25 protein-coding genes are annotated in these 26,632 nt (G+C 44.7%); 8 read left to right on the top strand and 17 right to left on the bottom strand.

Annotation, left to right across the window (positions count from 1 at the left end):
• Window positions 1-13 precede the first annotated feature (13 nt).
• Window positions 14-985, bottom strand: a complete 972-nt coding sequence (locus tag KYS23_RS13820) for an ion transporter (protein ID WP_159534026.1) — start codon at window positions 983-985, stop codon at window positions 14-16.
• A 90-nt stretch (window positions 986-1,075) separates the two neighbouring features.
• Here KYS23_RS13820 and KYS23_RS13825 point away from each other — a divergent pair, with 90 nt between their 5' ends.
• The gene (locus KYS23_RS13825) at window positions 1,076-1,822 is read left to right on the top strand and encodes a sugar-binding protein (RefSeq protein WP_159534024.1); all 747 of its coding nucleotides are present in this window, start codon (window positions 1,076-1,078) and stop codon (window positions 1,820-1,822) included.
• A gap of 140 nt (window positions 1,823-1,962) precedes the next feature.
• On the opposite strand, the gene purD is transcribed toward KYS23_RS13825, so the two are convergent.
• From purD to prmA, 6 genes are all read right to left on the bottom strand, one after another.
• Window positions 1,963-3,255 carry a phosphoribosylamine--glycine ligase gene (gene purD / locus KYS23_RS13830; protein WP_159534022.1) on the bottom strand — a complete coding sequence of 431 codons (1,293 nt, stop codon included), beginning with the start codon at window positions 3,253-3,255 and terminating at the stop codon, window positions 1,963-1,965.
• Between the two features lie 41 nt (window positions 3,256-3,296).
• Window positions 3,297-4,112 (bottom strand): class I SAM-dependent methyltransferase, encoded by an 816-nt coding sequence (locus tag KYS23_RS13835; protein WP_218419110.1) that lies wholly within the window; start codon window positions 4,110-4,112, stop codon window positions 3,297-3,299.
• 605 nt (window positions 4,113-4,717) lie between these two features.
• On the bottom strand, window positions 4,718-6,316 hold the full coding sequence (purH, locus tag KYS23_RS13840; RefSeq protein WP_159534018.1) for a bifunctional phosphoribosylaminoimidazolecarboxamide formyltransferase/IMP cyclohydrolase: 1,599 nt from the start codon (window positions 6,314-6,316) through the stop codon (window positions 4,718-4,720).
• An 81-nt stretch (window positions 6,317-6,397) separates the two neighbouring features.
• Entirely contained in the window at window positions 6,398-6,691 is a 294-nt protein-coding gene (gene fis / locus KYS23_RS13845; RefSeq protein WP_012520109.1) for a DNA-binding transcriptional regulator Fis, read from the bottom strand.
• Window positions 6,692-6,721: 30 nt separating this feature from the next.
• Window positions 6,722-7,720, bottom strand: a complete 999-nt coding sequence (gene dusB / locus KYS23_RS13850) for a tRNA dihydrouridine synthase DusB (protein ID WP_013786628.1) — start codon at window positions 7,718-7,720, stop codon at window positions 6,722-6,724.
• Window positions 7,721-7,955: 235 nt separating this feature from the next.
• Window positions 7,956-8,837, bottom strand: a complete 882-nt coding sequence (prmA, locus tag KYS23_RS13855) for a 50S ribosomal protein L11 methyltransferase (protein WP_159534016.1) — start codon at window positions 8,835-8,837, stop codon at window positions 7,956-7,958.
• Between the two features lie 351 nt (window positions 8,838-9,188).
• On the opposite strand from prmA, the gene KYS23_RS13860 reads away from it, so the two are divergent.
• Entirely contained in the window at window positions 9,189-9,881 is a 693-nt protein-coding gene (locus tag KYS23_RS13860) for a substrate-binding periplasmic protein (protein ID WP_332310443.1), read from the top strand.
• A gap of 261 nt (window positions 9,882-10,142) precedes the next feature.
• Entirely contained in the window at window positions 10,143-11,792 is a 1,650-nt protein-coding gene (locus tag KYS23_RS13865) for an amidase (protein ID WP_159534012.1), read from the top strand.
• A gap of 84 nt (window positions 11,793-11,876) precedes the next feature.
• Here KYS23_RS13865 and KYS23_RS13870 read toward each other — a convergent pair whose 3' ends face one another.
• The 3 genes from KYS23_RS13870 to KYS23_RS13880 all read right to left on the bottom strand — a co-directional run bounded on the left by KYS23_RS13870 (window position 11,877) and on the right by KYS23_RS13880 (window position 13,295).
• Window positions 11,877-12,170 carry a high-potential iron-sulfur protein gene (locus KYS23_RS13870; protein ID WP_013786614.1) on the bottom strand — a complete coding sequence of 98 codons (294 nt, stop codon included), beginning with the start codon at window positions 12,168-12,170 and terminating at the stop codon, window positions 11,877-11,879.
• Window positions 12,171-12,427: 257 nt separating this feature from the next.
• Complete coding sequence (locus KYS23_RS13875; protein WP_159534010.1) at window positions 12,428-13,111, bottom strand: flavin reductase family protein; 684 nt, start codon at window positions 13,109-13,111, stop codon at window positions 12,428-12,430.
• Window positions 13,104-13,295 (bottom strand): zinc ribbon domain-containing protein, encoded by a 192-nt coding sequence (locus KYS23_RS13880; RefSeq protein ID WP_159534009.1) that lies wholly within the window; start codon window positions 13,293-13,295, stop codon window positions 13,104-13,106. The genes KYS23_RS13875 and KYS23_RS13880 overlap by 8 nt, the downstream gene beginning before the upstream one ends.
• A gap of 202 nt (window positions 13,296-13,497) precedes the next feature.
• Here KYS23_RS13880 and KYS23_RS13885 point away from each other — a divergent pair, with 202 nt between their 5' ends.
• Window positions 13,498-15,630, top strand: coding sequence for an exonuclease domain-containing protein (locus KYS23_RS13885; protein ID WP_159534007.1), 2,133 nt, complete (start codon window positions 13,498-13,500; stop codon window positions 15,628-15,630).
• A gap of 287 nt (window positions 15,631-15,917) precedes the next feature.
• On the top strand, window positions 15,918-16,148 hold the full coding sequence (locus KYS23_RS13890) for a TIGR03643 family protein (RefSeq protein WP_269748502.1): 231 nt from the start codon (window positions 15,918-15,920) through the stop codon (window positions 16,146-16,148).
• 4 nt (window positions 16,149-16,152) lie between these two features.
• Here KYS23_RS13890 and KYS23_RS13895 read toward each other — a convergent pair whose 3' ends face one another.
• The 7 genes from KYS23_RS13895 to KYS23_RS13925 all read right to left on the bottom strand — a co-directional run bounded on the left by KYS23_RS13895 (window position 16,153) and on the right by KYS23_RS13925 (window position 23,472).
• A complete protein-coding gene (locus tag KYS23_RS13895; protein ID WP_218419112.1) occupies window positions 16,153-16,596 on the bottom strand; it encodes a hypothetical protein in 444 nt (147 codons plus the stop codon).
• A 250-nt stretch (window positions 16,597-16,846) separates the two neighbouring features.
• Window positions 16,847-17,785, bottom strand: coding sequence for a hypothetical protein (locus KYS23_RS13900; protein ID WP_218419114.1), 939 nt, complete (start codon window positions 17,783-17,785; stop codon window positions 16,847-16,849).
• 463 nt (window positions 17,786-18,248) lie between these two features.
• A complete protein-coding gene (gene accC / locus KYS23_RS13905) occupies window positions 18,249-19,592 on the bottom strand; it encodes an acetyl-CoA carboxylase biotin carboxylase subunit (RefSeq protein WP_129740410.1) in 1,344 nt (447 codons plus the stop codon).
• 14 nt (window positions 19,593-19,606) lie between these two features.
• Window positions 19,607-20,074, bottom strand: coding sequence for an acetyl-CoA carboxylase biotin carboxyl carrier protein (gene accB, locus KYS23_RS13910; RefSeq protein WP_126872091.1), 468 nt, complete (start codon window positions 20,072-20,074; stop codon window positions 19,607-19,609).
• A 9-nt stretch (window positions 20,075-20,083) separates the two neighbouring features.
• Complete coding sequence (gene aroQ / locus KYS23_RS13915) at window positions 20,084-20,530, bottom strand: type II 3-dehydroquinate dehydratase (protein WP_159534001.1); 447 nt, start codon at window positions 20,528-20,530, stop codon at window positions 20,084-20,086.
• A gap of 286 nt (window positions 20,531-20,816) precedes the next feature.
• Entirely contained in the window at window positions 20,817-21,668 is an 852-nt protein-coding gene (locus KYS23_RS13920; RefSeq protein ID WP_232370707.1) for a M23 family metallopeptidase, read from the bottom strand.
• 49 nt (window positions 21,669-21,717) lie between these two features.
• The gene (locus KYS23_RS13925; protein ID WP_232370737.1) at window positions 21,718-23,472 is read right to left on the bottom strand and encodes a protein-disulfide reductase DsbD; all 1,755 of its coding nucleotides are present in this window, start codon (window positions 23,470-23,472) and stop codon (window positions 21,718-21,720) included.
• A gap of 334 nt (window positions 23,473-23,806) precedes the next feature.
• Between KYS23_RS13925 and KYS23_RS13930 the strand changes: the two genes are divergently transcribed.
• The 3 genes from KYS23_RS13930 to groL all read left to right on the top strand — a co-directional run bounded on the left by KYS23_RS13930 (window position 23,807) and on the right by groL (window position 26,528).
• Window positions 23,807-24,337, top strand: coding sequence for an FxsA family protein (locus KYS23_RS13930; protein ID WP_159533995.1), 531 nt, complete (start codon window positions 23,807-23,809; stop codon window positions 24,335-24,337).
• Between the two features lie 219 nt (window positions 24,338-24,556).
• On the top strand, window positions 24,557-24,847 hold the full coding sequence (locus KYS23_RS13935) for a co-chaperone GroES (protein ID WP_013786601.1): 291 nt from the start codon (window positions 24,557-24,559) through the stop codon (window positions 24,845-24,847).
• A 40-nt stretch (window positions 24,848-24,887) separates the two neighbouring features.
• Window positions 24,888-26,528, top strand: coding sequence for a chaperonin GroEL (gene groL, locus KYS23_RS13940; RefSeq protein ID WP_159533993.1), 1,641 nt, complete (start codon window positions 24,888-24,890; stop codon window positions 26,526-26,528).
• Window positions 26,529-26,632: the final 104 nt, after the last annotated feature.

A 26,632-nucleotide genomic window follows, 5' to 3' on the forward strand; every position in this document is an offset into this window, starting at 1 on the left:
TGGAGAATGGCGTCTATGTATGCGGCTTCTTGTCGGCGTTAGGTTTTTGAGACGTGCTATGGTGGTGCTGAAGAAGCCGCACTATTAGCTGAGCTTCTTCTTCATCTAGGTCTAACAAATCGCGAACACGTTCAATGTGCCCTTTATCGTGCTCGCTAAATTTCCCATCTTCCAATGCCGTACGAACGGTTTCTTTAAAGCGGTCTCTTTTTAACTGCATTTGAGCGGTAAAACTAGACGACAAAATACCTGCTGGAAGGGCATAAAAGCAGATGCCTAAAATGGTGATTAAACCACCAAAAAGTTTGCCCCCAGGCGTGATGGGAACAATGTCACCATAGCCCACAGTAGTGAGTGTTACCACTGCCCACCATAGTGAAGCAGGTATACTGCTGAATGCCTCAGGCTGCGCAGTGTGTTCAATGTAATAAATGCAGGTGGCAGCAATAACGGTAAACAACATCAGCACGCTGAGTGCGGCAATTAATGCATGAGACTCGTTTCTTATGGCAGTAATCAGCGTTTGCATCGAGCGCGAGTAGCGCCCAAGTTTTAATATTCGCAGCACTCTGAATACCCGTAATATCCGTAAATCTAGGGTAACAAACATGCTTAGGTAGAAAGGTAATATGGCAAGCAAATCAATCAGCGCCATAGGACTTTTAAGATAGTACCAGCGCTTTTGCCAAGGCGTATGCAATTGAACGTCTTTTGACGATGCTAGTGCCGAAGGCGGTGCTGCGCCACTACTCCAAATACGAAGTATGTACTCAAGGGTAAAAAGGCAGACAGAAATCACTTCAATAATGTGTAACTCTGTACCCCATTGTGAAGAGGTACCCGGCACGGTAGATAGCATCATAGTAGCGATATTAATCACAATGACAATCACGAGTATCACATCAAAGTACTTACTTGCTTTGTGATGTGATTGAGCATCTTTATAAGAAGCTAAAATATTGTAGCAAGTGGTCTGAAGTGACATAAATGCCTTTGCGTTAAAGGTGCAGTTTAATACTCTACCAAGAATCGGCAGGTAAGCAAAAATACACCGTTAATAAAATAAGGATTAACTATGAAAGCATGTCATTGGCTGGCAGTAGTAATGTGTACAGCTACGTTAAGTGTAAATGCAGATGAAGCACTGCATACCGAAGCTGCACCCACGATTGATGGGGTAGCGAACGAGGCACTTTGGCAAGGGGATGAATGGTATCCTATGAATGAAGTGATCATTGGTGATACGCCCGCTGCCAGTGATTTTACAGGAAAGTATAAACTTCGCTGGAACGAAGATGCCCTGTATTTGTTGGCTGAAATTCGAGATGACCATTTATCTGACACTTATGCCTCGCCCATAGAGCGTTATTGGGATGACGATTGTTTAGAGATATTCATTGATGCAGACGGCTCAGGTGGCGACCACTTCAACAACTACAATGCTTTTGCATACCACTTAGCGTTAGACAACCAAGTGGCGGATATCGGCCCAAGCATGGCAACAGAAAATAAGGGTGAAGCTGTGCCTCAGCTTTATAACGACCATGTTGATAGTGCGTGGAAACGCCAATCAGACGCCCCGTTTGTGGTGCATTGGGAAACCGCAATAAAAGTGTTTGCTGATGATTATGTTCACGGTGAGTCTAACACCCCTTTAACGTTGAAAAAGGGTATGAAGCTAGGCTTTATGCTGGCTTACTGTGATTCGGACGGAGGCGATAGAGAACATTTTATGGGGTCGCACCCTATTACCCCAATCAACGGGGATAAAAACCAAGGATACAAAGATGCGTCTGTATTTGATGTGCTTGAGTTAAAGTAAGCACGGGTTAATACAAACAAAAACGCCGCCTAAGTATTATTAGCTTAGGCGGCGTTTACATGAGCTTTTACTCAGCGCTCCTCTTAACAAGAGATTAAATAAGAGGCTAAATAAGACATCCACATGACATCTATAAGCGCCTAGTCGGCACTAGATTCACGGGCAATGGCACGGTAGCCAATGTCAGTTCTAAAGTACGCGTCTTTAAACTGAATTGCATTTACAAGCTCATACGCTTTTTGCTGGGCTTCAGTGACGTTATTACCCATGGCAGTGGCGCATAGTACGCGGCCACCATTTGTGACCACTTTGCCATCTTCTAGTGAAGTACCAGCGTGAAACACTTTGCCATCTAAATCGGCAGCTTGTTCAAAGCCAGTAATTTCATCGCCCTTGTCATAGCTTCCAGGGTAACCACCTGCCGCAAGAACCACGCCGATGGCGGCACGTTCATCAAACTCAATAGTTTGATTGCCAAGTTCACCCTTACAGGCTGCTTGGCACAAAGCGACAATATCAGATTGTAAACGCAGCATAATAGGCTGGGTTTCAGGGTCGCCAAAGCGGCAATTATATTCAATTACTTTTGGCGTACCATCGGCCATGATCATAAGGCCAGCGTACAAGAAACCCATGTAAGGGTTACCTTCTGCCGCCATGCCTTCAACGGTAGGCATAATCACTTCTTTCATCACGCGGTCGTGAATTTCTTGTGTTACCACTGGCGCAGGAGAGTATGCACCCATGCCGCCTGTATTAGGGCCTTTGTCGCCATTTGCGGCGCGCTTATGGTCTTGACTGGTGGCAAAAGGGAGCACGCTTTTGCCGTCTACCATAACGATAAACGAGGCTTCTTCACCATCTAGGAATTCTTCTACTACAACACGGCTACCAGCTTCACCAAAGGCATTACCTGCTAGCATGTCGCGAATGGCATCTTCCGCTTCTTGCAACGTCATCGCTACAATCACGCCTTTACCTGCTGCTAGGCCGTCTGCCTTAATTACAATAGGTGCGCCTTTTTCACGCACGTAAGCGATGGCAGGATCAATGTCAGTAAAGTTTTGATATTCTGCGGTAGGAATATTATGGCGAGCTAGAAAATCTTTAGTAAAGGCTTTTGACCCTTCAAGCTGCGCTGCAGCTTGTGTAGGGCCAAATATCATTAAGCCTTCGTTAGTGAACGCATCTACTACACCTGCAACCAACGGCGCTTCTGGGCCAACAATGGTTAATTCAACATCGTTACCTTTAGCAAAAGACAGTAAACCAAGGATATCGTTTACATCAATTGCTACGTTTTCTAGCTTAGGTTCTATTGCGGTTCCTGCATTACCAGGGGCAACAAACACTGTTGAAACATCAGAAGATTGCGCTGCTTTGTAAGCTAGCGCATGCTCGCGGCCACCGCCGCCAATTACAAGTACGTTCATTAACTATTCCGTTTTAAGGTTTTGGTTTTACGACTTAGGTTTTATAAACTAGGCTTTTTAAACTTAAGCGTCATGCGATTACTCTCGCCAATGGCAAGGTACTTCTCACGATCTTGATCTTTTAATCTTAGGCTAGGAGGAAGCGTCCATACACCGCGCGGGTGGTCGGCTGTATCTTTAGAGTTTGCGTTGATGTCACTAGCTTCTTCAAGCTCAAAGCCCGCTTTCTCGGCTGCAGCAACAACGAAAGAACGCTTCATATAGCCACTTTTCTCCATCGCTGAGTCGTCAGCAGATTCAGGTAGTTCATGTTCTACCACACCTAGTATGCCACCAGGTTTAAGGGCTTTAAAGAAAGCGCCAAATGCGTTGTCGATGCCTTCAGTACCTTGACCCATGTACCAGTTATGAATGTTGCGGAAGGTAAGCACTACATCGGCACTGCCTGCTTCAGCAATATCAAGAGCTTTGGTTGGGTGGAAAGCCGTGACTTTTACACCTTGATAAGGCGCGCTGTCTTTTACTTTTTGATTGAATTTTTCTAGCGACTTACGGTAATAATCGTTGGTTGATTCGTCAACGAAGAAGTGAGCAGCAATGTACTGGCCCTCTTTTTGAACCAAAGGCGCAATAATGTCGGCATACCAGCCGCCACCCGGTGCAATTTCAACCACGGTCATATCTGGTTTAACACCAAAGAATCGTAATGTTTGCTGAGGGTTACGGAATTCGTCACGTACTTTAGCTTGTGCTGAGCGATGTTCGCTCATGGCTGCATCCGAGATAGCATCGGCGCTTGCATAGGTTGCTGACATGCCAAGCGTGGCTACGAGTACTAATTTGGCTAACTTCTTCATTGTTATTTCCTTATTATCATCGAGGGTAACGGCGATTACGTTAACTGCTAATACTGATAAACACCAGTTTCAGATTAAGCTTAACAACAAACTATTACACCTACCCGACACCCAACATGCTAAATCTGTACTCTGCCGCTTTGCTTTTTCTTGCTTCAGAGTTAAGAGCTCAAAGCTAAGAGCGAGAGCAGAAGGCATTCAAAACACGCGGTAAACCCATCCATGGGCGCTCTGCCACAGCATCCATGCTGTGGAAGGTTTTGAATGCCTTCTGCTCTCACTCCTATCAGCCGGCGTCATGCCTATTGGATTGTGAGTTTTAGCGTGTTCCGCGCTTTTATTCAATTGCAACTGTAGAGCCTAGATATCAAAAGAGGGGAAGTGAATGCCAGTACTAAACCCTCTATGGCATGGATACCACAGGGAACCCTTCACCTATCTCTAACCAGCCATTTGTTTCCAAAGCACGGCACGCAATAAGCTAGCAAGATGTAGTGAGTGAGTACGAGGGTGGAGCCCTCCACGGCAAGGATGCCGTGGCACAGCCCCCATGGACGGGTTTACGGCGTGCTCCAAACTCGTACTCGCTTACTGCATCATCTATTTTAATGGCGGAAGTGGCGCATGCCAGTGAACACCATGGCGATGCCGTGTTCGTCAGCTGCATCAATCACTTCTTGGTCGCGCATAGAGCCACCAGGCTGAATAACAGCTTTAATACCTGCTTCTGCGGCAGCATCAATGCCATCGCGGAATGGGAAGAATGCGTCAGATGCCATTACAGAACCTGCAACTTCAAGGTTTTCATCAGCGGCTTTAATACCTGCAATTTTAGCAGAATACACGCGGCTCATTTGACCTGCGCCCACACCTACTGTCATGCCGTCTTTGCAATATACAATGGCGTTCGATTTCACGTATTTGGCTACTTTCCAGCAGAACATCAAATCACGAAGTTCGTCTTCAGAAGGCTTAAGCTTGGTGACTACTTGAAGATCTTCCATTTCAACCATGCCGAAGTCGCGCTCTTGTACTAACAGACCGCCGTTAACGCGTTTGAAATCGTAACCGTCGGTAAGTTGGCCAGCCCAATCGCCACATGCCAATAAGCGCACGTTTTTCTTCGCGCTAACAATCTCTTTTGCTTCGTCGCTAACCGTTGGTGCAATAATCACCTCTACGAACTGACGATCCACAATCGCTTGCGCTGTTTTCGCATCTAACTCACGGTTGAACGCAATAATGCCGCCAAACGCAGAGGTAGGGTCGGTTTTAAACGCGCGATCGTAGGCAGATAAAATGTCTTCCCCAATAGCTACACCACAAGGGTTAGCGTGCTTAACAATAACGCAAGCTGGCTCTTCGAATTCTTTAACGCATTCTAGGGCAGAGTCGGTGTCGGCAATGTTATTGAACGACAATTCTTTACCTTGAAGCTGAGTGGCCGTAGACACTGACGCTTCTTGAATATCGTTTTCAACGTAGAAAGCAGCGCTTTGGTGGCTGTTTTCACCGTAACGCAAATCTTGCTTCTTGCTAACTTGAACGTTGAACGTACGTGGGAATTCGCTGTGCTCATGTCCGCAGTCGTCTTCGCAATCGGTAGCATCAATACGTGCGCCGAAGTAGTTAGCAATCATGCCGTCGTATTCAGCAGTATGCTCAAACGCTTTAATCGCTAGGTCGAAGCGGGTTTTGTAAGTCAGTGAACCTTCGTTTGCTTCCATTTCAGCTAAAACGCGACCGTAGTCGGCAGCTTTAACTACAATGGTTACATCTTTATGGTTTTTAGCCGCAGCACGAACCATAGTAGGGCCGCCAATATCGATGTTCTCAATAGCGTCTTCTAACGTGCAATCGTCGTTAGCTACAGTTGCTGCAAATGGATAAAGGTTCACTACCACCAAATCGATTGGCGCAATATTGTTTTCGTCCATAACCGCTTCATCAATTCCACGACGAGCTAAAATGCCGCCATGAATTTTAGGGTGAAGGGTTTTTACGCGGCCAGCCATAATTTCTGGGTGACCTGTGTGGTCAGACACTTCTGTTACTGGCAAACCAGCTTCAGCGATGAGTTTAGCAGTACCGCCCGTCGACAGAAGTTCCACCCCAGCGTTATGCAGCGCGGTGGCGAAATCGAGGATACCGGTTTTATCAGAGACACTTAATAGAGCACGTTTAATGGGTTTTGGTGTTTGCATAAAATATAAGCTTCAAAGTTAAGAGTGGTGAAACAAAAAGAGCACCTGTAGGTGCTCTTCGGTGGGCTAGGCCCGGTGATTTTAGTTCATGCCGTACTGCTTCAGCTTTTTGCGAAGCGTGCCACGGTTGATTCCCATCATGATGGCAGCGCGGGTTTGATTGCCGCGGGTGTAAGTCATAACTTCTTCCAGCAGCGGGGCCTCAACTTCGGCCAGTACCATTTCGTACAGATTATCGATGTTGGCGTTGTCCAGTTGCTTCAGGTATTTATTAACCGCTTGCTTTACTGAGTCACGAAGTGGCTTTTGTGCTTGCGTTTGAGAAGGCGTAGTTACTGTAGTAGTAAAAGGTGAAGTCACGTTTTGATCGAACATAATACTGTCTTGCTCTTAAGTTAGTCATTACTATGCTGCAGGAGAAATCTGTCGGGTTTCTCGATTCTGCAGCGCTTCAAAATAAGCGTTTAGTGCTTCAAGTTGCGCTGACGCATCCTCGATAGCGTTGAACGATTTACGAAATTGACGATCCGTATCGTGTTCCGAGAGATACCAGCCCACATGCTTGCGGGCAATTCTTACACCGGCGACTTCACCGTAAAAGCTTTGTACATTAGCAACGTGCTCGTGCAAAATCTCATACTGTTCAGACAATGGTGGTGGCTTAAGGTTCTCGCCAGTTTCTAGGTAATGCAGGATCTCTTTAAAGATCCAAGGATTGCCTTGAGCACCGCGACCTATCATCACACCATCTGCACCGGTACAATTCAGTACCTGTTGTGCTTTTTCAGGAGAGGTAATGTCTCCGTTGGCAATTACGGGTATCGAAATTGCCTCCTTTATACGACGGATAGTGTCGAACTCCGCCTCTCCTTTGTACATACATGCTCGCGTTCTACCGTGAACAGCCAGTGACTGTATGCCGTTTTGCTCAGCAATGCGGGCTATCTCAACCCCATTGCGGTTATCGGTATTCCAGCCGGTACGAATTTTAAGTGTTACAGGAACATCTACAGCGTTAACTACCGCTTTAATGATCGATTCCACCGTACTCGGGTACTGAAGCAACGCGGAACCTGCCAGTTTCTTATTCACCTTTTTGGCAGGACAACCCATGTTGATGTCGATGATTTGCGCACCGTTCTCAACATTAAATTGTGCCGCTTGGGCCATAAGCTCTGGATCAGCACCTGCAATCTGTACAGAACGAATACCTTCTTCGCCCTCATGATTCATTCGTGCTTGTGATTTTGCGGTATTCCATACCTTTGGATTGCTAGAAAGCATTTCCGACACCACAAGCCCCGCACCCATACGTTTACATAGTTGACGAAACGGACGGTCAGTCACGCCAGCCATTGGAGCCAGCATCAAATTGTTATCTAACGTATAGGAACCAATTCGCATATTTCGCCATCTAGAACTGCACAGAATTTATACACCCGGCTAAAACGGGGCGCTAAGTGTACGTGTTTTCGCAATACTTGAAAAGGCTAAAAATCACACAAAATTTCACTCTATGGGCTTGACAGTGAAAAAAAACTGTAACATTAGCCATCTATCACCGTTTTGCAGAGTGAATTTTAATCAAATCTCTCAAAGGCCGCGAATTGAAAGGCATTGAAAGACAAAAAATTTACATTTAGACGAGTTTTTTACCAGACACTCGCGCCCATTCTCCATCAATCGCACTCTCATCAAGGGCAAAATCGCGGGTATAGGCAGCTTCGATTTTGGTTACTTGTTCAGCAAGAATGCCGGAAAGGGCGAGTAAACCAGATGGTTTACAGTAAGATGAAATAACATCTTGAAGCTCTAGAAGTGGGCCAGATAATATATTCGCCATCACTACATCGGCCTCTAGCGTGGGTTGGTCAGCCGGCAGGTAAACATCAAGCCTGTCTTCAACGCCGTTACGGCGGGCATTTTCTTGTGTGGCTTGAAGGGCTTGGGGGTCAATATCAATACCAACTACCCGCTTTGCACCTAATTTAAGCGCTGCGAGGGCCAAAATACCTGAACCACAACCAAAATCTACTACCACTTTATCGGCAACGTCTATACCGTCTAACCAACGCAAGCACAGGGCTGTTGTAGGGTGAGTACCCGTTCCAAAGGCAAGACCCGGGTCTAGCATCACGTTAACAGCATTAGGGTCGGGCACATCACGCCAACTCGGGCAAATCCATAAGCGGGTACCAAATTGCATAGGGTGGAAATTATCCATCCACTCACGTTCCCAGTCTTTGTCTTCAAGTGGTTCTAGTTTGTATTTAAAATCTGAACCTAGAATGCGCGCTTTGCCCAATCGTTTGATTATGGCTTTCATGTCATCGGTAGCTTCAAACAAGCCCACCACTTGCGTGTCGGGCCACAGCATAATTTCTCCAGGCTTAGGCTCGTACATAGGCGTGTCTTTCGCATCTACATAGGTTACCGCTTGCGAACCGTTAGCGCTTAGCATTTCGCCAATTGATTCAGCGTATTCAGAGGAGGTATTTATTCGTAACTGTAGCCAGGCCATATTCACACAAGTTTAAAGGGTTTGGCTATATTGTACCGCTTGGCTAGTTAAAGCGAAATCATAATGCTGGTAGTAACCCGTCAATTCCCCGTTCGTTTTACCGCTTTATGCAATAGTTTCATGTAATAGTGATTTTTTTCATCAAACTTAAGTCTAAATTTAACTTTTATTAGCCTTTGTTTTTAAAGGGTTTTTGTAATAGTTAAGTCTTTTGGTGAATGGTAATTTATTGGCAAGTGTTTATAGTTAATAAGTGTTCCATTACTATTTCACCTTATGCACTATATTGTCGTACTTTTTATTATTTTGTTCTCTTCCAACGCCGCATTTGCAAAGCAAATTGAGGTGGTCGTGGGCTGGACAAAACCTCCCTATGTTATCTCAGAGCAAGATTCAGGCTTTGAGTTAGAACTCGTGCGGGCAATATTGCTTGAAATGGGGCATGACATGGCGCCGATTTACGTTCCTTTTGGGCGCACCGCCAGCATAATGAAAAAGGGCGGGATGGATATTGGACTAACCTTAAATCCAGGTCACGATATTGACCCCGCTATTCTGACTGATGCATACGTTTATTATCAAAATGTAGCGGTAAGCCGTACGGACAGAAACTTTGAAATTAACGAAATACAAGACTTACTCGGCCATAGCGTGATTGCTTTTCAAACGGCAATATCGGTTTTGGGTGAAGAGTTTAAAAACACGCTAGCCCATCAAAAAAACTATATGGAGCTTGCGCAACAAGACAGGCAGGTTAGTTTGCTACTGCTTGGCAGTGTGGATGTTGTTGTACTTGATAGAAACATTTTTGAATACGTTAAACATCAGCTGCCTGTCGAAAAGCAACACGACACAAAAATACACGAGTTGTTTCCTGTTTCCGCCTACAGTGCGGCTATTTCTGACGAGCAACTAAGAAACCAGTTTAATGAAGTATTGGCGCTATTTATAAAAGACGGCCGGTACCAATCTTTACTTGATAAATTTGGTCTATTTAATTTTATTGAAGATCAGCCCATGCAACCTGCTAAAAAGTTGAATTAAGCTAAGATGAGTTATTGATTCTCGTGGCTTATCACTTCTAACGTACTACCCTCTACCCCAAATTTTTTAATCCAAAGTCTCTGCTCTAAACGCTGATTTCTAGCGCTTATCACTTTTTGTGTGTCTTCATGGGTCGTGTTTACCGAATAAAATGACACTTTGAACCTAGTTACTTACATGTTGCGTAGTAATCGTTTCAACGCACTACTAAGATATTTAAAATTAAAATGTAGATATCTTAGAAACTTGGGGACGAACCACATGAGGGCTACACTTTTTTACGCCACCGTTATTTTAATTTGCACCGCGTGTGCACCATCTAAACCGAACACAAAAAATGCGTCTGTTGAACGTTCAGACGACAGTGCTTTTTCAGTAGCTGTTGAGTCTTGGTTAGATAAATCTGCACTAGAACAAGCGCAGGCTATAGCAGCAGGTGAGTTGTCATCCGAGGCGTTAGTAAAAGGCTATCTCGCTAGAATCGAAAAGCTTGATGGTGATGTAAATAGTATTTTGGCACTTAACCCCAATGCCATTGAAGAAGCCAGAGCGGCTGATATAGCACGTAAAAATAGAATGCGTAAAGGGCCGCTGTTTGGTATTCCAGTGTTACTGAAAGACAATATTGAAACCAGTGAGCTACCTACTACCGCAGGCGCGATGGCACTTGTTAATAATGACACAAAACGAGATGCCCCCATTGTAGCTCGCCTAAAAGCCGCGGGTGCCATTGTGTTAGGTAAAACTAATTTATCTGAATGGGCTAACTTTCGGTCTGAATCTTCTATTAGTGGTTGGAGCGCCGTAGGTGGGTTAACCCGAAACCCGCATATGTTATCTCGTAGTGCTTGTGGTTCTTCGTCGGGTTCTGGTGCTGCTATGGCATTGCGTTTAGCGTCGTTAGCCGTGGGCACTGAAACCAATGGTTCTATTATTTGCCCTTCTTCAATGAACGGAATTGTAGGTTTCAAACCTACAGTTGGGCTGTTATCTCGTACGCACATTGTCCCTATCTCATATACTCAAGATACCGCAGGTCCTATGACCGCAAACGTTAACGATGCATGGTTAATGGCATCAATCATGGCAGGTGTAGATACAAAAGACAGCGCAACGCTAGAGGCTAGCAAACACATGCTTAATGCACCACAGCAAAGTATGTTGGCGACCGATTTAAAAGGCGTGCGCGTAGGCGTTGTGCGTTACCGTCAAGGGGATAACCCTCATGTGCTTGCTACTTATGAAAAAGCCTTAAATAGCCTAACTGCCGCAGGCGCTGAACTGGTGGAAATTAGCGACTTCAAACAACCTGAAAGTTTTTGGGCCGACTCTTATCAAGTGTTACTTAGCGAGTTTCATTACACATTAAACGAATACTTAGAAGGCAGTCCAGCGGACATTCCTGTACGCAGCTTGTCGGAACTTATCACTTACAATCAAGCTAGCACTCGAGAACTTGCGCTCTTTAATCAAGATATATTCGAAAAAGCAGTGAATACAGATGACATTAATAGCCCAGAATACGCTTCGGCTCTAGCCTTGGTAAGAGAAACTGCGAGAGACAAGGGTATTGATGCCCTAATGGCACAACATAAAGTTGATGTACTTGTGGCACCCTCAAATAGCCCGGCTTTTCTGATTGATGGCGTGTATGGCGATCATTCCCCAATGGGTTTTATTGGAATTGGGTATTTAGCGGCCATTGCAGGTTATCCGCACCTTACTGTACCAGCGGGAGAAGTGAAAAACCTTCCGGTGGGAATTAGCTTTATTGGCAAGCAATGGGACGATGAAAAAGTGCTACGCATTGGCAGTATATTTCAAGCAAAGCATGGGGCCTATATAAAGCCTGGTTTGTTACCGAGCCGACTACATAACCCCGCATTGTTAGACGCTGTGAAGGGGCTGTAACTCGTTATAGACCCTTATCTCAAATGCATAAAAAAGCCCCAGCACGCATGAGCGAGACTGGGGCTTTTTTGATAATTCGAGTTACTAGCCTGGGCGTTTAACCCATGCACTACACCAACCATTGGCGTTAACCAATTTGTTAGGGAAGATGGCGCAAGGGCGGTGTTGTTCGCCGTCGGCACCTTGAATGTACATGCAGTTGTTACATTTAGCACCGTCTACAGTAGACGCCGCAGTGTAGTTTAATGCTTTTGCGCTTGGATCATCTGCTTGTAGTTGTTCTTGCGCATTAGCACGTAACGCAACGCTTCCTAACGTTAGGCCTATCAAAGATGTACCTGACAATTTCAGAAAGTCACGACGGTTTACAGACTTCATAATTCTCTCCAATTGAGATAATAACGATAATGATTCTTTTTTACTCAGCGCCTAAAACGCAAAAACCTGCCGCAAGGCAGGTTTTGAATATTAATAATTATACTATAACCCGTGGCGTTTGGATCTAACACAAAGCAATAAAGATTTGTTGATATAGATTAACGGTTGCCACCTGAACAACGCCTGAACGGCTAGCAAAATCAATGTCCTATAGCATTGACGCAACATTAGTTTGTGCGCCACTGGCAAAATATGAATTATTTTTTAGTTATGCTCGCCTTTGTTAAAGGCACATCGGGTTTTGCGTAAGCATATTGGGCTATCTTTTGCGTACTATGATAAGTGTCCAGACCCGAGATACATGAGGTTTGTAGTGATTCAAGATCTATATACCCATCTTCGGCAATAGCACTTTTTGCAATGTCATCTCCTGCAGTGCTGCTGCCCGCAATAAAGACCTCTTGAATCTTACCTATAATCATTTCGGTCTGATTACACAACGTAAAATGCTGTTCTACTTTTAACCCCATTTTTACTGCGCTTTCTTTTACATAAGGCGCGCTGAACGTGTTGCTAAACCAAGGCGTTAGTCCAACCTCCTCAAACTCACTCACCCCATTATCGTATCGCGCCGACGTTTGATGTGCTTTATCAGTCCAACTTGTATGAACATGATTTAGCGTGAACACACCTTGCTGCTTAATATTAGACAAAGAATCTCGCTGCACAGTGTGCGGACGCATAATAATGCCCAGCAATGGTGGGTTGGCACCCACATGAACCACAGAGCTAATAATGGCGAGGTTGTTAACTCGGCCATCGGTGGAGCCAAGCAGTGAGGAAGATTTAAAGCCAGATAAACTATTCACAAAGTTGGCGCGATATCGTTGCGGCAAAGCATTGATATCCTGCAACGAAAAATGGGTACCGCTATCAGCCATTTTCCTGCTCCACAATAATATTTAAGTCTTCGCCTTGCTGATAAACACCAAGTTCTATAGGTTGGCAACATACTTGGCAATCAAGCACCTGCACTTGACCAACATCATTAACCTCGTCAATTTCTACATCATTGGCTGCCATGCAATATGGGCAAGAGAACTCTATCGATCGCGTTAAGCTCATGATTTCCTCGTATGTGAATTACGTCGTGATAGTTATTACGAGTAAAGTAGAAAACTGGATTGACTGCCAATTAAGCCAGCATGACATTACAAGCTACTACGCAAACGCTCGTGCACCCACGCATGAAATAAAAAGGGAAAAGGTTGAACAATAGGGCTGTATAAATATACACTAATCAAGTATACAATAGTTTGGTTTTATAATGCGAAAAGATTTGCCACCACGATATTACTTAGCCCACTTTTTTGAGTTCTTAGCGTTCTTTAAAGGGGCGAATGCTGCGTTGTTAAGTGATGACGCTAATGGTTTTATAGAAAGCTTTAACCAGCTAGATGCTGATAAACAATGCATCATCGTGCGTGCGGCTAATCGTAAATATGCAGTGATTGATAGGTCGCAGTTTAGTTACGCAGAAATAGCGAACCCTCAACAGCAAATTGATGAGCTGATTGAAGCTAAGTGGTTCGGTGATTTGCACCATGCTTCGCTACAAGATATTGCAGGCGTACTTACTAAAGACGCAATTTTAAGGCTGTTAAGTGAATACGGTGCCACTCAAGGTTTGGCATCATTAACCAAGCCCGTGCTTGTATCGCGTTTAGAAGCATACATTAATCAGCATGGCTGGCCTGAAGGGCTAAATGAGCATACTTACTTAGTGTGTTTGTTTGATGCACCTCTAAAATTTTTATTATTCCTTTATTTTGGTAATACCAAAGGCAGGCTGAATCAGTTCTCTATGCGCGACTTAGGCGTCATGCGTACCCGCGGCGATTCCGTATCAGATATTACTCGTTTCGACAGTAAAGCAGATGCTGAAGCAGCCTGGTTTTATGCCAGCCAATTAGAAAAGATCCCTTTTCTTTCTTTAGTGCAAGCAAATGCATTAGCTCAAGAGGCGTTCCCCAATAGCGATGGCGTATCAGCCATGTTTTATCGCGATCAGTTTCTTTATGCACTAGCGTTAAAATTACTAGGCGAGCACCGAGAGCAGGCCCTTCTTTTGCTATACCAAGCCCAAAGCGACAAAGCGAAAGAGAAATGGATAAGAGAAAGCTATAAAGACGGCAACACCGATAGTGTTAAAGAAGTACTAGAGCACATTATCGACTCACCACCTTCCGATACGCTGCTGGCCTTTGCTGAAGATTTCTATGCGAGGAAATACCACAAAAAGCGCACCAGTGCGGTGACGGATATGTTAAGAAATGCAAGCCGTACTATTGATATTGATGTTAGCCAAAATCAACAGGTAGAGCGTGGCGTGTTAGCCCATTATAAACGCTTAGGTATTGCCGGTTGGCGCACCGAGAACCGATTATGGCGCAGCTTGTTTGGGCTAACCTTTTGGGCACAGCTATATGAAGAAGATACGCTAGTCACTGAGTTTGATAGACGGCCTCTATCGCTTAAGCAAAACAACTTCTACGCTCGTTTTGACAGCAGTATTGAAGCCTTATTTGAAAGGTTAGATAGCAAAGATAAGTTTCGCCACCACGTTCACAAAATGGCGACAGCCCACTATGGCAAGGTGAATAGCTTATTCATGTGGAGCAGCCATTTGCTTGAACCTATCGATGCCCTAATCAAGCACGGCGAGCTTAGCGCCATTGTTAACTTGCTTCGAATGATGAGCGAAGATTTTGCCTCTTTAAGCGACGGCTTCCCTGACATCATGATTTTTGATGAAAAGTTACGCTTTGAAGAAGTGAAAGCGCCAGGCGATCAGTTAAGACGCAATCAGTTGGTGTCTATTCAGAGGTTGCAACGTGCAGGGTTTGAGGTTGCCGTTACTACGGTAAATTGGCATCGCGACCCTAATCAGCCGTATGTTGTGGTTGATATTGAAACCACTGGGGGCAACAACAGCTACAACCGGATTACTGAAATTGGCATGGTGAAAATTGTTGCGGGCGAGGTGGTCGATACCTATCAAACTTTAATTAATCCGCAGCGACGAATTCCGGCTACCATCACACGTCTTACTGGTATTTCTGATGATATGGTGGCTGATGCTCCATTATTTGTTGAGGTGGCTGAACGTATTGCTAGCTTTACCGACGAGGCGGTATTTGTGGCCCATAACGTTAACTTCGATTATGGCTTCATTAAACAGGAATTTGCACGATTAGAGCTTCCTTTTAAACGACCTAAGCTGTGTACGGTGCGAGAAATGCGTAGGGTAAACCCTGGGCTACCTTCATATTCATTGGCTAACCTTACTCGGCATTTCGACATAAAAATGGAGCAGCATCACCGCGCGCTCTCTGACGCCAAAGCGGCCGCTGCACTGCTTGATATCGTTCTAACAATGTCGGCTGAAACGGTTAAATAAATGTAAGGTTAGGTAAGGTGAACATTTTTTCTATATCGGCGTAGTAGTAGTGTTTAATAACAAGAGCCAGCAGCATGCGATATAGAGAAGAGCAACATACAGAAGAGCAGTACACTGAACAGCGCAACTTCGAAAAAGAACATTTTTTTGAGGGGAATTCGTCAAATGGCTATGTTTCAAAAGGTCATCTTTCAAAAGAGCACTCTTCTAAAGATTATCCATCAGAGCTTTATCCCTTAGCGCGTTGTACTAAAGGGTATCTCACCGAGGTTGAGCAATCGCGCGTCATTGAAATGGCCTGGGAAGATAGAACCCCTTTTGAGGCTATCGAAAATTTGTATGGCTTGCCTGAAAAAGAAGTTATAAAGCTGATGCGTCAGAATTTAAAGCACAAGACATTCAAAAATTGGCGTGCAAGGGTGTCAGGACGCAAAACTAAACACAAAAGTTTACGCCCAGCAGGTGTAGAAAGAGCGTATTGTCCTTCTCAATATAAACCTCAAAGTGCAAATAAGTAATCTGCTATTCCGCGGGTTTCAACGGTTTCACGGTAGTGACAGGCAATAGCAGCATCATAAGTTGCTGGCGCCAAGGCGTGGGGAATAACGGTGTGGTGCGGTCATGCGCAGACATGGTTTCTGAAACTTGTTGCTTATAGGCTTTATAGTCAGGGTTGTTATTTTTCAGACTTTCAATGCGACTTAACACCGAGTCGATAAAGGCAGCGGGGCTACGCTGCGTGTACTGCTTTAAATCTAACACCAATTCACGCAAAACATAGGCTTCCCATTCAGAACGATAACCTAGTTCTAGCTTGCTAGGGTCGCGAGAAAGCTCAGCAATTTGTTGGCGTAATTCCACTTCGCTTTCGGGCTTGTCGTAAAGCACGCGCAGGGCAAGCAATACGTCGATAGACAGGCGTGAAACAGGGAGTTGAGATTTTAGTTCTTCGTAACGTTTGGGCACCTTGTAAACCTTTTTACCTAAGTGGTAAAGATTGAAAAACTTTTATTTCTTAGCGTTTGAGTTAGTAAACACTACCATACTTCACTCAGTTTTTTTAGTAAATGGCAGTACGCACAAGCAGTTGTAATCATTAAATAAACGTAACTATTCATCGCTGAACTTTCGCGTGGGGAACCAACGTATTAAAGGGTGCACTGTCAAAGTGCGTACGCGTTCTTGCTGTTTGGCCCATCATTTTGATGGGCCTTTTTTATTGTTGAAATGACACCTTTATACCTGCAAGCAGCCTACTAACGCTGTCTACCACATCGGCACGAATAAACCACTCAGTATCATCAACAAGGGTAATATCACCGCTTAATTCAGCTGAAGCACCGTGCCCGGTACCCAAAAAATCTTCAGTCAGCTCAGCCCTAGGGCCAAAGCCTTCACTTACATAAGAATAGTGAGAAAAATAGGATAAAGGGTAATTACCCATGCTCGTTTTTCCGCTCAAACCAATAACAAACTTTGAGCTTGAAGATGACAGCTGCTGCACCGATTCAACGAACAACGTGTGGTTTTGCGTGTATTGAAAGCGATATTCACCCCGAATAAAGTTGTTGTCAGTCATACGCTCAATACTCACTTCGTAGCTATGGGGTTGCCCCATTTTTGCCGAGTATTCTAATTCAACATAATTGAGCTGGTGGAAGCTATCAAACGCGCTGTTAGCGTTGGTATCGTCAAGCTCGCCAATAACCAATTCTATTTCGCTGTTCTCTTGCAAGGCATAAACATTACGCATGCCTTTAATCCACCCATCTTTAGACAGCCCTGACGAAGAAACTCGGCCCTTATAGGTAGGTATGATCCCCGCCTCCATTTTTCCATCAGAGAATGCATAGCGTAAATATAAACGCCTAGCGTAAAGGTAATCTGACGTATCACTGCCAAAGGTATTGTGGCTTGATGCAAAAGATTCTCCGGTAATCACAAAGCTATTTAACGACCACGCATCGTCAGAGGATAGGGAAACAGAAGGGTAGTATCGCACTCTATACTGATTTCTATGATCTCGGTCTGAGCGTTCGTCAAAACGAAATTGCATATCAAGCTTTTGTGAAAAGCTTAAGCGCTCGCCAAAGGCATTGGTGCATACAGAAAATAAGAGAACAACAAATACAGCTGCGTTATCTACCCTTTTCATTTCAGTAGAGTCCAATTCATCAATAAGTTAATTAAGCCTAACCAGCTTATACGAAAAAAAGTGCGACTAGGGTAACTATTTGTGATGGAAAAAACTGAAAAAAAAGCCGGTGAAAGACACCGGCTAAAAACTGGAGGTGGACTCCAATGAGGGTAAACACATAAAACACAACTAAAGTTTCAATAGCAGGGAGGGCTAGGAAACTGATGGGGATTATATGCCCACCCCCTTCATTTGAAAAACCTTAAAATTTGATTGTTTTAATCGCAAAAACTGAATGAACTATGTGAACTTTTAATCGCTTAAGCATGGGCAGTAAACCGCATCGCAAAACGGTACAGATAGTAGCGAATAATTTAAGTAGCTTGGAAATATGTTGTAGAAAAAGAAGGGATGTAACAGAAGTAAAAAAGGGGAGATAAAATCAGTGCCGTGCAAAACACGGCACCAAATTTTTATGCTGTTAGGCTATGCCTAATTTCTTCTCAAGGTAGTGAATATTTGTTCCACCAGCAAAGAAGTTTTCATCAGCCATAATAGCGCGCTGTAAAGGAATGTTAGTTTTTATTCCTTCAATAACTAACTCATCTAATGCATGGCGCATTCTGGCAATGGCTTCGTCACGACTTTCACCGAAGGTAATTAACTTACCAATCATGGAGTCGTAGAAAGGCGGCACCGTGTAGCCAGCATAAATGTGAGATTCCCAACGAATACCTAAGCCACCAGGTGAATGGAAAATATCAATCGTACCCGGGCTTGGGATAAAGGTTTTAGGATCTTCTGCGTTAATTCGACATTCAATAGCATGGCCACGAATTTGAATTTGCGATTGGTCGATAGACAGAGGCTGACCAGCTGCTATGCGAAGTTGCTCTTTGATTAAGTCAACGCCGGTAATCATTTCAGATACTGGGTGTTCAACCTGAATACGGGTATTCATTTCAATGAAATAGAACTCACCGTTTTCGTATAAGAACTCGAACGTACCAGCGCCGCGATAACCAATTTCGACACAAGCACGACGACAACGATCGCCAATCTTGTTACGCATTTGCTCAGAAATACCTGGTGCAGGTGCTTCTTCTACCACTTTTTGGTGGCGGCGCTGCATAGAACAGTCACGCTCGCCTAAGTGAATAGCATTGCCTTGGCCATCGGCTAAAATTTGAATTTCCACGTGACGTGGATTTTCTAAGAATTTCTCCATGTACACGGTGGCGTTACCAAAAGCCGCGCCCGCTTCAGCTTGCGTAGTTTCAATAGCACTAATAAGTTCCGCTTCACTGCGAACCACACGCATACCACGACCACCGCCGCCGCCAGCTGCTTTAACAATAATTGGATAGCCAATGCGTTTAGCAATGGTTTTATTCTTATCATTGTCGCCAGTAAGCGGGCCATCTGAGCCAGGTACACATGGAACGCCAGCTTTCTTCATAGCACTAATTGCTGACACTTTATCACCCATCAGGTTAATGGTGTCTGCCGTTGGGCCAATGAAGATAAAGCCACTTTTTTCAACTGCTTCAGCAAAGTCGGCGTTTTCTGCTAAAAAGCCGTACCCTGGGTGAATAGCAATAGAGTTTGTGACTTCTGCCGCCGCAATAATGCGAGGAATATTCAAGTAGCTTTCGGTCGCTGAGGCTTTACCGATACAAATCGACTCGTCTGCCAGCAACACGTGCTTTAAGTTTTTGTCTGCCGTGGAGTGTACCGCAACGGTTTTGATGCCAAGTTCTTTACAGGCACGCAAAATACGAAGGGCAATTTCACCACGGTTTGCAATGAGTACTTTATCTAGCATAGTACGAAGCCTGCTTATTCAATGATGAACATGGGTTGATCAAACTCTACTGGGTCTTGGTTATCTACCAGTATTGCTTTAACCACACCAGATTTGTCTGATTCAATTTGGTTCATCATCTTCATTGCTTCAATAATACAAAGTGTGTCGCCAGCATTTACCGTTTGACCCACTTCAGCAAACGGTTTTGCTGTAGGTGAAGATGCGCGATAGAAGGTTCCTACCATCGGAGACTTAACCACATGGCCTTCTGGTGCTGCAGGTGCCGCTGCTTGCGCAGGTTCAGCCGCCGCAACAGGCGCTGCTGGAGCCGGAGCTGGTGCCGCATGAGCCGGTGCAGCAAAGCTATAGTTCATTGGCGCTTGAACACCAGTTGGGCCGCGATGAATTCGAACAGACTCTTCGCCTTCAGTGATCTCAAGTTCGGCAATGCCAGACTCTTCCACTAATTCGATGAGTTTTTTGATTTTTCTAATATCCATGTTCAGTCTCTACGTTAATTTTTTTGATTGCGGTAAATTGATGGCGGCGGTCAGTGCTAGTGAATAACCTATGGCACCAAGGCCAACAATGACGCCTGCCGCAACATCTGAGAAATATGAGTGATGTCGAAATGATTCACGGGCATGAACATTCGACAGGTGAACTTCAATAAACGGGATATTGACACTCAATAAGGCGTCGCGAAGTGCAACGCTGGTATGAGTGAAAGCAGCGGGATTAATAATGATTGCGTCGATATTACCCATGGATTGATGAATACGGTCGATAAGGGCATGTTCTGCGTTCGACTGAAAATGGGTAAGGGTGGCATCAGACGATTGTGCCTGCGCGCTCAGATCATCAACGATGTCCTGTAACGTTTGTGTGCCATACTTATCGGGTTCACGTTGTCCTAACATATTTAAGTTAGGGCCGTTCAGTAACAAAATATTCATTAAAGTTGCTGCTATCTTCGGGAAAAAGTCAGTGTATTTGCTATTTCAGCAAACTTTCATGACAGTTGCACGAAAAAAAGACAATTAATCCGGTCGTTTATTCATTTAAACGTTGATTATAGAGATAGTGAAAGATTTCGCAGCAAAATACTGGTCTAATCAGGTGTTTTCGACGCAAAGTTCTCTTTCCAGTCTATGCGTTATCACAGGTGTGTGGCGGTGCATAAGGAAGTGCTTATGTAGTTCTTATGTGATGTTTATGTGCTGATTATGTAAATAGTGGAGTTCATTCGGGTTCATTTTTTAGCGTAAAAGGCACCGACATGTACCTTCCTTCGTACTTCGCCCTGTATACGGCGAAGTGCAAATGGGGCAGTGATGAAAACCCTGTATTACCAGAATAACCAATGAGCTCTCCGGCTATTACCTTTTGCTCTCGTGTTACCACCACACCCTTATATTTCAAATGATAATATTCGCCTGTGGTGCCATCGTCGTGCAAAATTGCAACAAAATTCGCGTGCTTAGCAAACTGTTTGGAAGCGCCGCCTAATTGGCCATCATCTTTCGTATCGATGACCACACCATCGCGAGCCGCGAGCACGGGTGTACCCACGGGGGCAGCAAAATCTAAAGCATAGCGAGAGGCACCTGTATGGCTATAGCCCCCACCAAAGCCTTGCACTATGGGGTAGTTACCTGCGGGGCGTAGCGGCGGCAAATAAGTCACGTTGTCATTATGCACCGCGTTCAGCTTTCCTGAGGTCCAGCTTACTTTCATTGAATGCCAAAACCGTCGAGGGCTTTTTATTACCCCCATTAAAACGGGAGTGTCATCGTTTAAAAATACGTTGGATGTTGACTTGGGAGGAAGCCCACTGGGTGGTAAAGTAGACGTAAGCCCACTGGCTGATAGCGTAAGCACAAGGGGAAGTGGTACTTTTCGCTGAGCATAGACTTCATACTTCCCATTCGTTGGCGCTAAAATACTGATACAAAATCGATTAGCATCGTAGCAACTGGGCGCTTGGGTAGACAGGTTTTGGTTTACGACCTCTTGCGCCAATAGCGTTTTTAGTGGCACACACAAGGTAAAAACAAAAAATAGTGTGAGTGAAAACTGAGACATTAGGGGCATAGCTCACCCTTGCATTACGGTGAAGTGTAGTCACTCACCCATCATAACGTTAAAACGTATTCTCAACATGTTCAGCAAAGGCCGGCGCTTTCATAAATCCGGTTACCCGAGACTGCGTTAGCTCATTACCGCTTTCATCGAAAAACAAAATGGTCGGCAGCCCAAGAATAGAAAACTCCTCTTGAAAAGCTGTGTTGGTGGCAGAGGTATCGGTTAAATCTATCTGCATCCACACGGTATTATTAAGCGCATTAATGACATTAGGATCAGAGAAGGTGTATTTTTCAAACTCTTTACAAGCCACACACCAATCGGCGTACAAATCCACCATCACCGTTTTGCCTTGTGAATTCGCCGCCGCAATTTGTTGGCGTAAATCATCTAAGTTTTTAACAACGATAAACGTTGGGTGAGCAAGCTGACTATGCTGCGTGGCAGTGTCTTCAGATGAAGTCAGAGTGTTATACGCTAGCAGCGCACTGGCGAACAAGCCTGCCGCAATAACTAACGTTCGCACGTATTTCGCAATGCCTTTTTTACTCGCTTCGTTTACTACAAAATAATAGCCAAATGCCCCTAAACCAAGGGTTGCCCACAGCAGGTTAATGTAATCGCTAGGCCATGCTTTTGGCCATAAACGCTCTACAAAAACAATGGCCACCGACAGCATCATAAACCCAAACGATACTTTTACCACGTTCATCCACTGACCCGCTTTAGGTAGCAATTTAGAACCGGTGATCCCAAATATTATAAGGGGAACGCCCATGCCAATGCTCAATATATATAGGGAAACAAAACCAAGGGTTAAGTCGCCGCTTTGTGCAATAAACAATAAAATGCCGGTTAACGGCGCCGTAGTACACGGTGAGGCGATTAGCCCCGACAATGCTCCCATGGCGAATACCCCCGCCATGCTGCCAGGCGTTTGGTTATTACTTAAATTGGTTAAGCGGGTTTGCCATTTCGCAGGAAGTTGAAGCTCGTATCTGCCAAACATGGCTAAGGCCAGCAAAACAAAAATACCAATAAAAATACCCAGAATGAGCGGATGTTGAAGTGCCGCCTGAAACTGCATACCCGCCGACGCCACTATTAACCCTAATATCGAATAGGTAATGGCCATGCCTTGTACATAAATGAACGTTAACCAAAATGCGTGGCTGGCTTTGGCCTGTTTACCTTGACCAATCACAATACCCGACACAATGGGGTACATAGGGAACACGCAGGGGGTAAAGGCAAGGCCTATCCCTAATGCAAAGAATAGCACCAAGGTAAGGGCTAGGTTTTCTTTGTTGATGAGCTTATCGGCCAGAGAATATTGAGACGCTTGCGAGCTACTCGGGTTGGTTTGCGAGAGACTCTGTTCATCTGTCGACGCGGTGTCAGTGCCGTTCTTTGAGGCTCCGCTGTTCATGGCGCTGGCAAGGGCATTCAAATAGACGGTTTTAATATTCGGTGCGTAACAAAGGCCCGCATCGGCGCAGCCTTGGTAGCGTATTTTTACTATACCGTCGTTGGTGGCTTGAGTAATAGGAACAGTTAACGTGACTTCATCATAAAATACTTCCGATTCGCCAAAGTATTCATCTTCAATGATAACGCCTTTAGGATAATGAGGTTCACCAATGGCGGCGTGCTTTGCCACTAACTTGAATTGCTTTTTATAAAGGTAATAGCCATCTGCGATGGTAAAGGAAAGGCTTAAGGTGTCGTCTGTCTGATTGAAGTCGAATACAAAGGCTTGGTCTACTTTTAGGAATTCTTCTTGGTTGCTGAACACATCGTCGAACCCACCCATGATCTGACTTGATGGCTGATCTGAGGATTGAGTCGAAGTTTGCGCATTAGTTTGCGTATAGCCAGGCAGCGCAAGCGATGCTACAAATAGACAAAATGCGACAAAAGAAAACAAACGGGTGATGTACTTCATATAACGACTTTCTTTATCCTAAAGCTATTGGCCTATAAAAAAGTAAGACCGAGGTGCATACACTATTCTTTCACAAACCCAGTTTAACACAGCTACCGTCGGTCGCTTGAGTTTGCCACTTAACCCAAAGCGTTGCACCTTCGCTTGTTATTATGGTGTTTACCCCAATACTATTCTATGACTAGATGAAAGAGGAAATGTTGTGCGGTTTTTATTTTTATTGTTTGCCATATTACCCATAGTAGAGATTGCCCTATTAGTTCAAGTGGGCGGCATAATTGGTGGCTGGAATACTATTGGGCTAGTGATATTAACGGCATTCATTGGTGCTTATTTTGTTAAGCGCGAAGGTATAGCAACATTACAAACCGCACAGGCTAAAATGCAGCGTAATGAACTGCCAGGCAAAGAGATGGTAGAAGGCCTAATGCTGGTAGTTGCAGGTATTTTATTGGTTACCCCAGGCCTAATCACTGACGTTCTTGGCTTTATGTTTGCCTTGCCAGGCTCACGCCACCTTATTGCTTCGCAGCTAAGTAAACACATGAAACTACGGGTAGTGACCCAAGCGGGCGGGTTTAACCAACAAACTGGCGGCGGCCAGTACAACCCGTTTGAAAACCCATTCAATCAGCAACAGTCTGGTCAGTCGGGCAGCTCAGATAATGGCGATGTGTTTGAAGGTGAATTTTCAGACAAAACCCAAAATGATACAGATAGACGCCTGAAGTAGTGTGTGCTTTTGGCCTTAAGTGCAGGCTTTGAGCATTAAAATCACTTTTTTTACATTTTTTTGCTCAAAAACCCTTGAACTTACATGGCTACTCCCCCATTTATCCTCGCAGACACGATTTTAACTGCTCGGTAACGAGCAACCCAAGCATACGACATGCAAATAATTGTGTGTCGACAATCATTAACTTGAATAGTGAAATTTTCAGGAGACTTGAAAATGGCAATTCGTCCTTTACACGACCGCGTAATCCTTAAACGCGCAGAGCAAGAAAGCAAATCTGCAGGCGGTATCGTTCTGACTGGTTCAGCAGCAGAAAAATCTACACGTGGCGAGATTATCGCTGTAGGTAACGGCCGCATCCTAGAAAATGGCGATGTTAAAGCGCTAGACGTTAAAGTTGGCGACACCGTTATTTTTAGCGAAGGCTACGGCGTTAAAACTGAAAAGCTGGATGGTGAAGAAGTTCTGATCCTAAGCGAAAGCGACATTCTTGCGATTGTTGAGTAATGACAACTAACGTTAAACGAATTAAGAGAGGAATTTAATCATGGCAGCTAAAGAAGTACGTTTTGGTAACGACGCTCGTACAAAAATGCTTAAAGGCGTTAATACGCTAGCAAACGCAGTAAAAGTTACACTAGGTCCTAAAGGCCGTAACGTAGTGCTAGATAAGTCTTTCGGCGCTCCTACCATCACTAAAGATGGTGTATCTGTAGCGAAAGAAATCGAACTTGAAGACAAGTTTGAGAACATGGGCGCACAGATGGTGAAAGAAGTTGCGTCTAAAGCGAATGACGAAGCGGGTGACGGTACTACTACTGCTACCGTGCTTGCACAAGCTATCGTAACTGAAGGTCACAAGTCTGTTGCTGCAGGCATGAACCCAATGGATCTTAAGCGCGGTATCGACAAAGCAGTTATTGCTGCGGTTGAAGAGCTTAAAGCACTATCTACTGATTGTGCCGACAGCAAGTCAATTGCTCAGGTTGGTACTATCTCTGCAAACTCTGATTCAGAAGTGGGCGACATCATTGCTCAAGCAATGGAAAAAGTAGGTAAAGAAGGCGTAATTACCGTTGAAGAAGGTCAAGCACTTCAAAACGAACTTGACGTTGTTGAAGGTATGCAGTTCGACCGCGGTTACCTATCTCCTTACTTCATTAACAACCAAGAGAACGGCACTGTTGAACTAGACAGCCCTTTCATCCTATTGGTTGATAAGAAAATTTCTAACATCCGTGAGTTGCTTCCTACCCTTGAAGGCGTAGCAAAAGCGGGTAAGCCACTGATGATTATTGCTGAAGATGTTGAAGGCGAAGCCTTAGCTACACTAGTAGTAAACAACATGCGCGGTATTGTTAAAGTAGCTGCTGTTAAAGCACCTGGCTTTGGCGACCGTCGTAAAGCAATGCTACAAGACATCGCTATTCTTACTGGTGGTACGGTTATCTCAGAAGAGATTGGTCTAGACCTTGAAAAAGTTGAGCTAGAAGACCTTGGTACTGCTAAGCGCGTTGTTATCAACAAAGACAATACTACTATTGTTGATGGTAACGGCGACGAAGAAGCGATTGAAGGCCGTTGTGCTCAAATTAAAGGTCAAATTGAAGACTCTTCTTCAGACTACGACAAAGAAAAGCTTCAAGAGCGTTTAGCTAAGCTTTCTGGCGGTGTTGCAGTAATTAAAGTTGGTGCAGCTACCGAAGTAGAAATGAAAGAGAAGAAAGACCGCGTTGAAGATGCACTTCATGCAACTCGCGCCGCGGTTGAAGAAGGCGTAGTACCTGGTGGTGGTGTTGCTCTAGTTCGCGCAGCAGCTAAGCTTGCTAGCCTAACTGGCGAAAACGAAGACCAAACAGTAGGTATTAAGCTTGCACTACGTGCAATGGAAGCGCCTCTACGTCAAATCGCTAGCAACGCCGGTGCAGAAGCATCTGTTGTCGTTAACGAAGTGAAAAATGGCGACGGTAACTACGGTTACAATGCGGGTAACGACACGTACGGCGACATGCTAGAGATGGGTATTCTTGACCCAACTAAAGTAACGCGCTCTGCACTACAGTTCGCAGCATCAATCGCTTCACTTATGATCACAACTGAAGCCATGATTGCAGATATACCTCAAGACGAAGCAGCGCCTGCAATGCCTGATATGGGCGGCATGGGCGGAATGGGCGGCATGATGTAATCCACCCAAGCTTAATTGCTTGAAGGGTGCTTGTTTAAGCACCTAGATATAAAAGAAACCCTCCATTTCGGAGGGTTTCTTGTTTATACGCAAAATAAAGCGAG

This window comes from Alteromonas lipotrueae, from assembly GCF_019249255.1.
In the GTDB taxonomy this organism is placed as follows: Bacteria; Pseudomonadota; Gammaproteobacteria; order Enterobacterales; family Alteromonadaceae; genus Alteromonas; species Alteromonas lipotrueae.

Excerpts from the sequence above, each read along its gene's own strand:
- KYS23_RS13820 (WP_159534026.1), bottom strand. The coding sequence starts at position 985 with ATGTCACTTCAGACCACTTGCTACAATATTTTAGCTTCTTATAAAGAT.
- KYS23_RS13825 (WP_159534024.1), top strand. The coding sequence starts at position 1,076 with ATGAAAGCATGTCATTGGCTGGCAGTAGTAATGTGTACAGCTACGTTA.
- purD (WP_159534022.1), bottom strand. The coding sequence starts at position 3,255 with ATGAACGTACTTGTAATTGGCGGCGGTGGCCGCGAGCATGCGCTAGCT.
- KYS23_RS13835 (WP_218419110.1), bottom strand. The coding sequence starts at position 4,112 with ATGAAGAAGTTAGCCAAATTAGTACTCGTAGCCACGCTTGGCATGTCA.
- purH (WP_159534018.1), bottom strand. The coding sequence starts at position 6,316 with ATGCAAACACCAAAACCCATTAAACGTGCTCTATTAAGTGTCTCTGAT.
- fis (WP_012520109.1), bottom strand. The coding sequence starts at position 6,691 with ATGTTCGATCAAAACGTGACTTCACCTTTTACTACTACAGTAACTACG.
- dusB (WP_013786628.1), bottom strand. The coding sequence starts at position 7,720 with ATGCGAATTGGTTCCTATACGTTAGATAACAATTTGATGCTGGCTCCA.
- prmA (WP_159534016.1), bottom strand. The coding sequence starts at position 8,837 with ATGGCCTGGCTACAGTTACGAATAAATACCTCCTCTGAATACGCTGAA.
- KYS23_RS13865 (WP_159534012.1), top strand. The coding sequence starts at position 10,143 with ATGAGGGCTACACTTTTTTACGCCACCGTTATTTTAATTTGCACCGCG.
- KYS23_RS13870 (WP_013786614.1), bottom strand. The coding sequence starts at position 12,170 with ATGAAGTCTGTAAACCGTCGTGACTTTCTGAAATTGTCAGGTACATCT.
- KYS23_RS13875 (WP_159534010.1), bottom strand. The coding sequence starts at position 13,111 with ATGGCTGATAGCGGTACCCATTTTTCGTTGCAGGATATCAATGCTTTG.
- KYS23_RS13880 (WP_159534009.1), bottom strand. The coding sequence starts at position 13,295 with ATGAGCTTAACGCGATCGATAGAGTTCTCTTGCCCATATTGCATGGCA.
- KYS23_RS13885 (WP_159534007.1), top strand. The coding sequence starts at position 13,498 with ATGCGAAAAGATTTGCCACCACGATATTACTTAGCCCACTTTTTTGAG.
- KYS23_RS13900 (WP_218419114.1), bottom strand. The coding sequence starts at position 17,785 with ATGAAAAGGGTAGATAACGCAGCTGTATTTGTTGTTCTCTTATTTTCT.
- accC (WP_129740410.1), bottom strand. The coding sequence starts at position 19,592 with ATGCTAGATAAAGTACTCATTGCAAACCGTGGTGAAATTGCCCTTCGT.
- accB (WP_126872091.1), bottom strand. The coding sequence starts at position 20,074 with ATGGATATTAGAAAAATCAAAAAACTCATCGAATTAGTGGAAGAGTCT.
- aroQ (WP_159534001.1), bottom strand. The coding sequence starts at position 20,530 with ATGAATATTTTGTTACTGAACGGCCCTAACTTAAATATGTTAGGACAA.
- KYS23_RS13920 (WP_232370707.1), bottom strand. The coding sequence starts at position 21,668 with ATGCCCCTAATGTCTCAGTTTTCACTCACACTATTTTTTGTTTTTACC.
- KYS23_RS13925 (WP_232370737.1), bottom strand. The coding sequence starts at position 23,472 with ATGGGTGGGTTCGACGATGTGTTCAGCAACCAAGAAGAATTCCTAAAA.
- KYS23_RS13935 (WP_013786601.1), top strand. The coding sequence starts at position 24,557 with ATGGCAATTCGTCCTTTACACGACCGCGTAATCCTTAAACGCGCAGAG.
- groL (WP_159533993.1), top strand. The coding sequence starts at position 24,888 with ATGGCAGCTAAAGAAGTACGTTTTGGTAACGACGCTCGTACAAAAATG.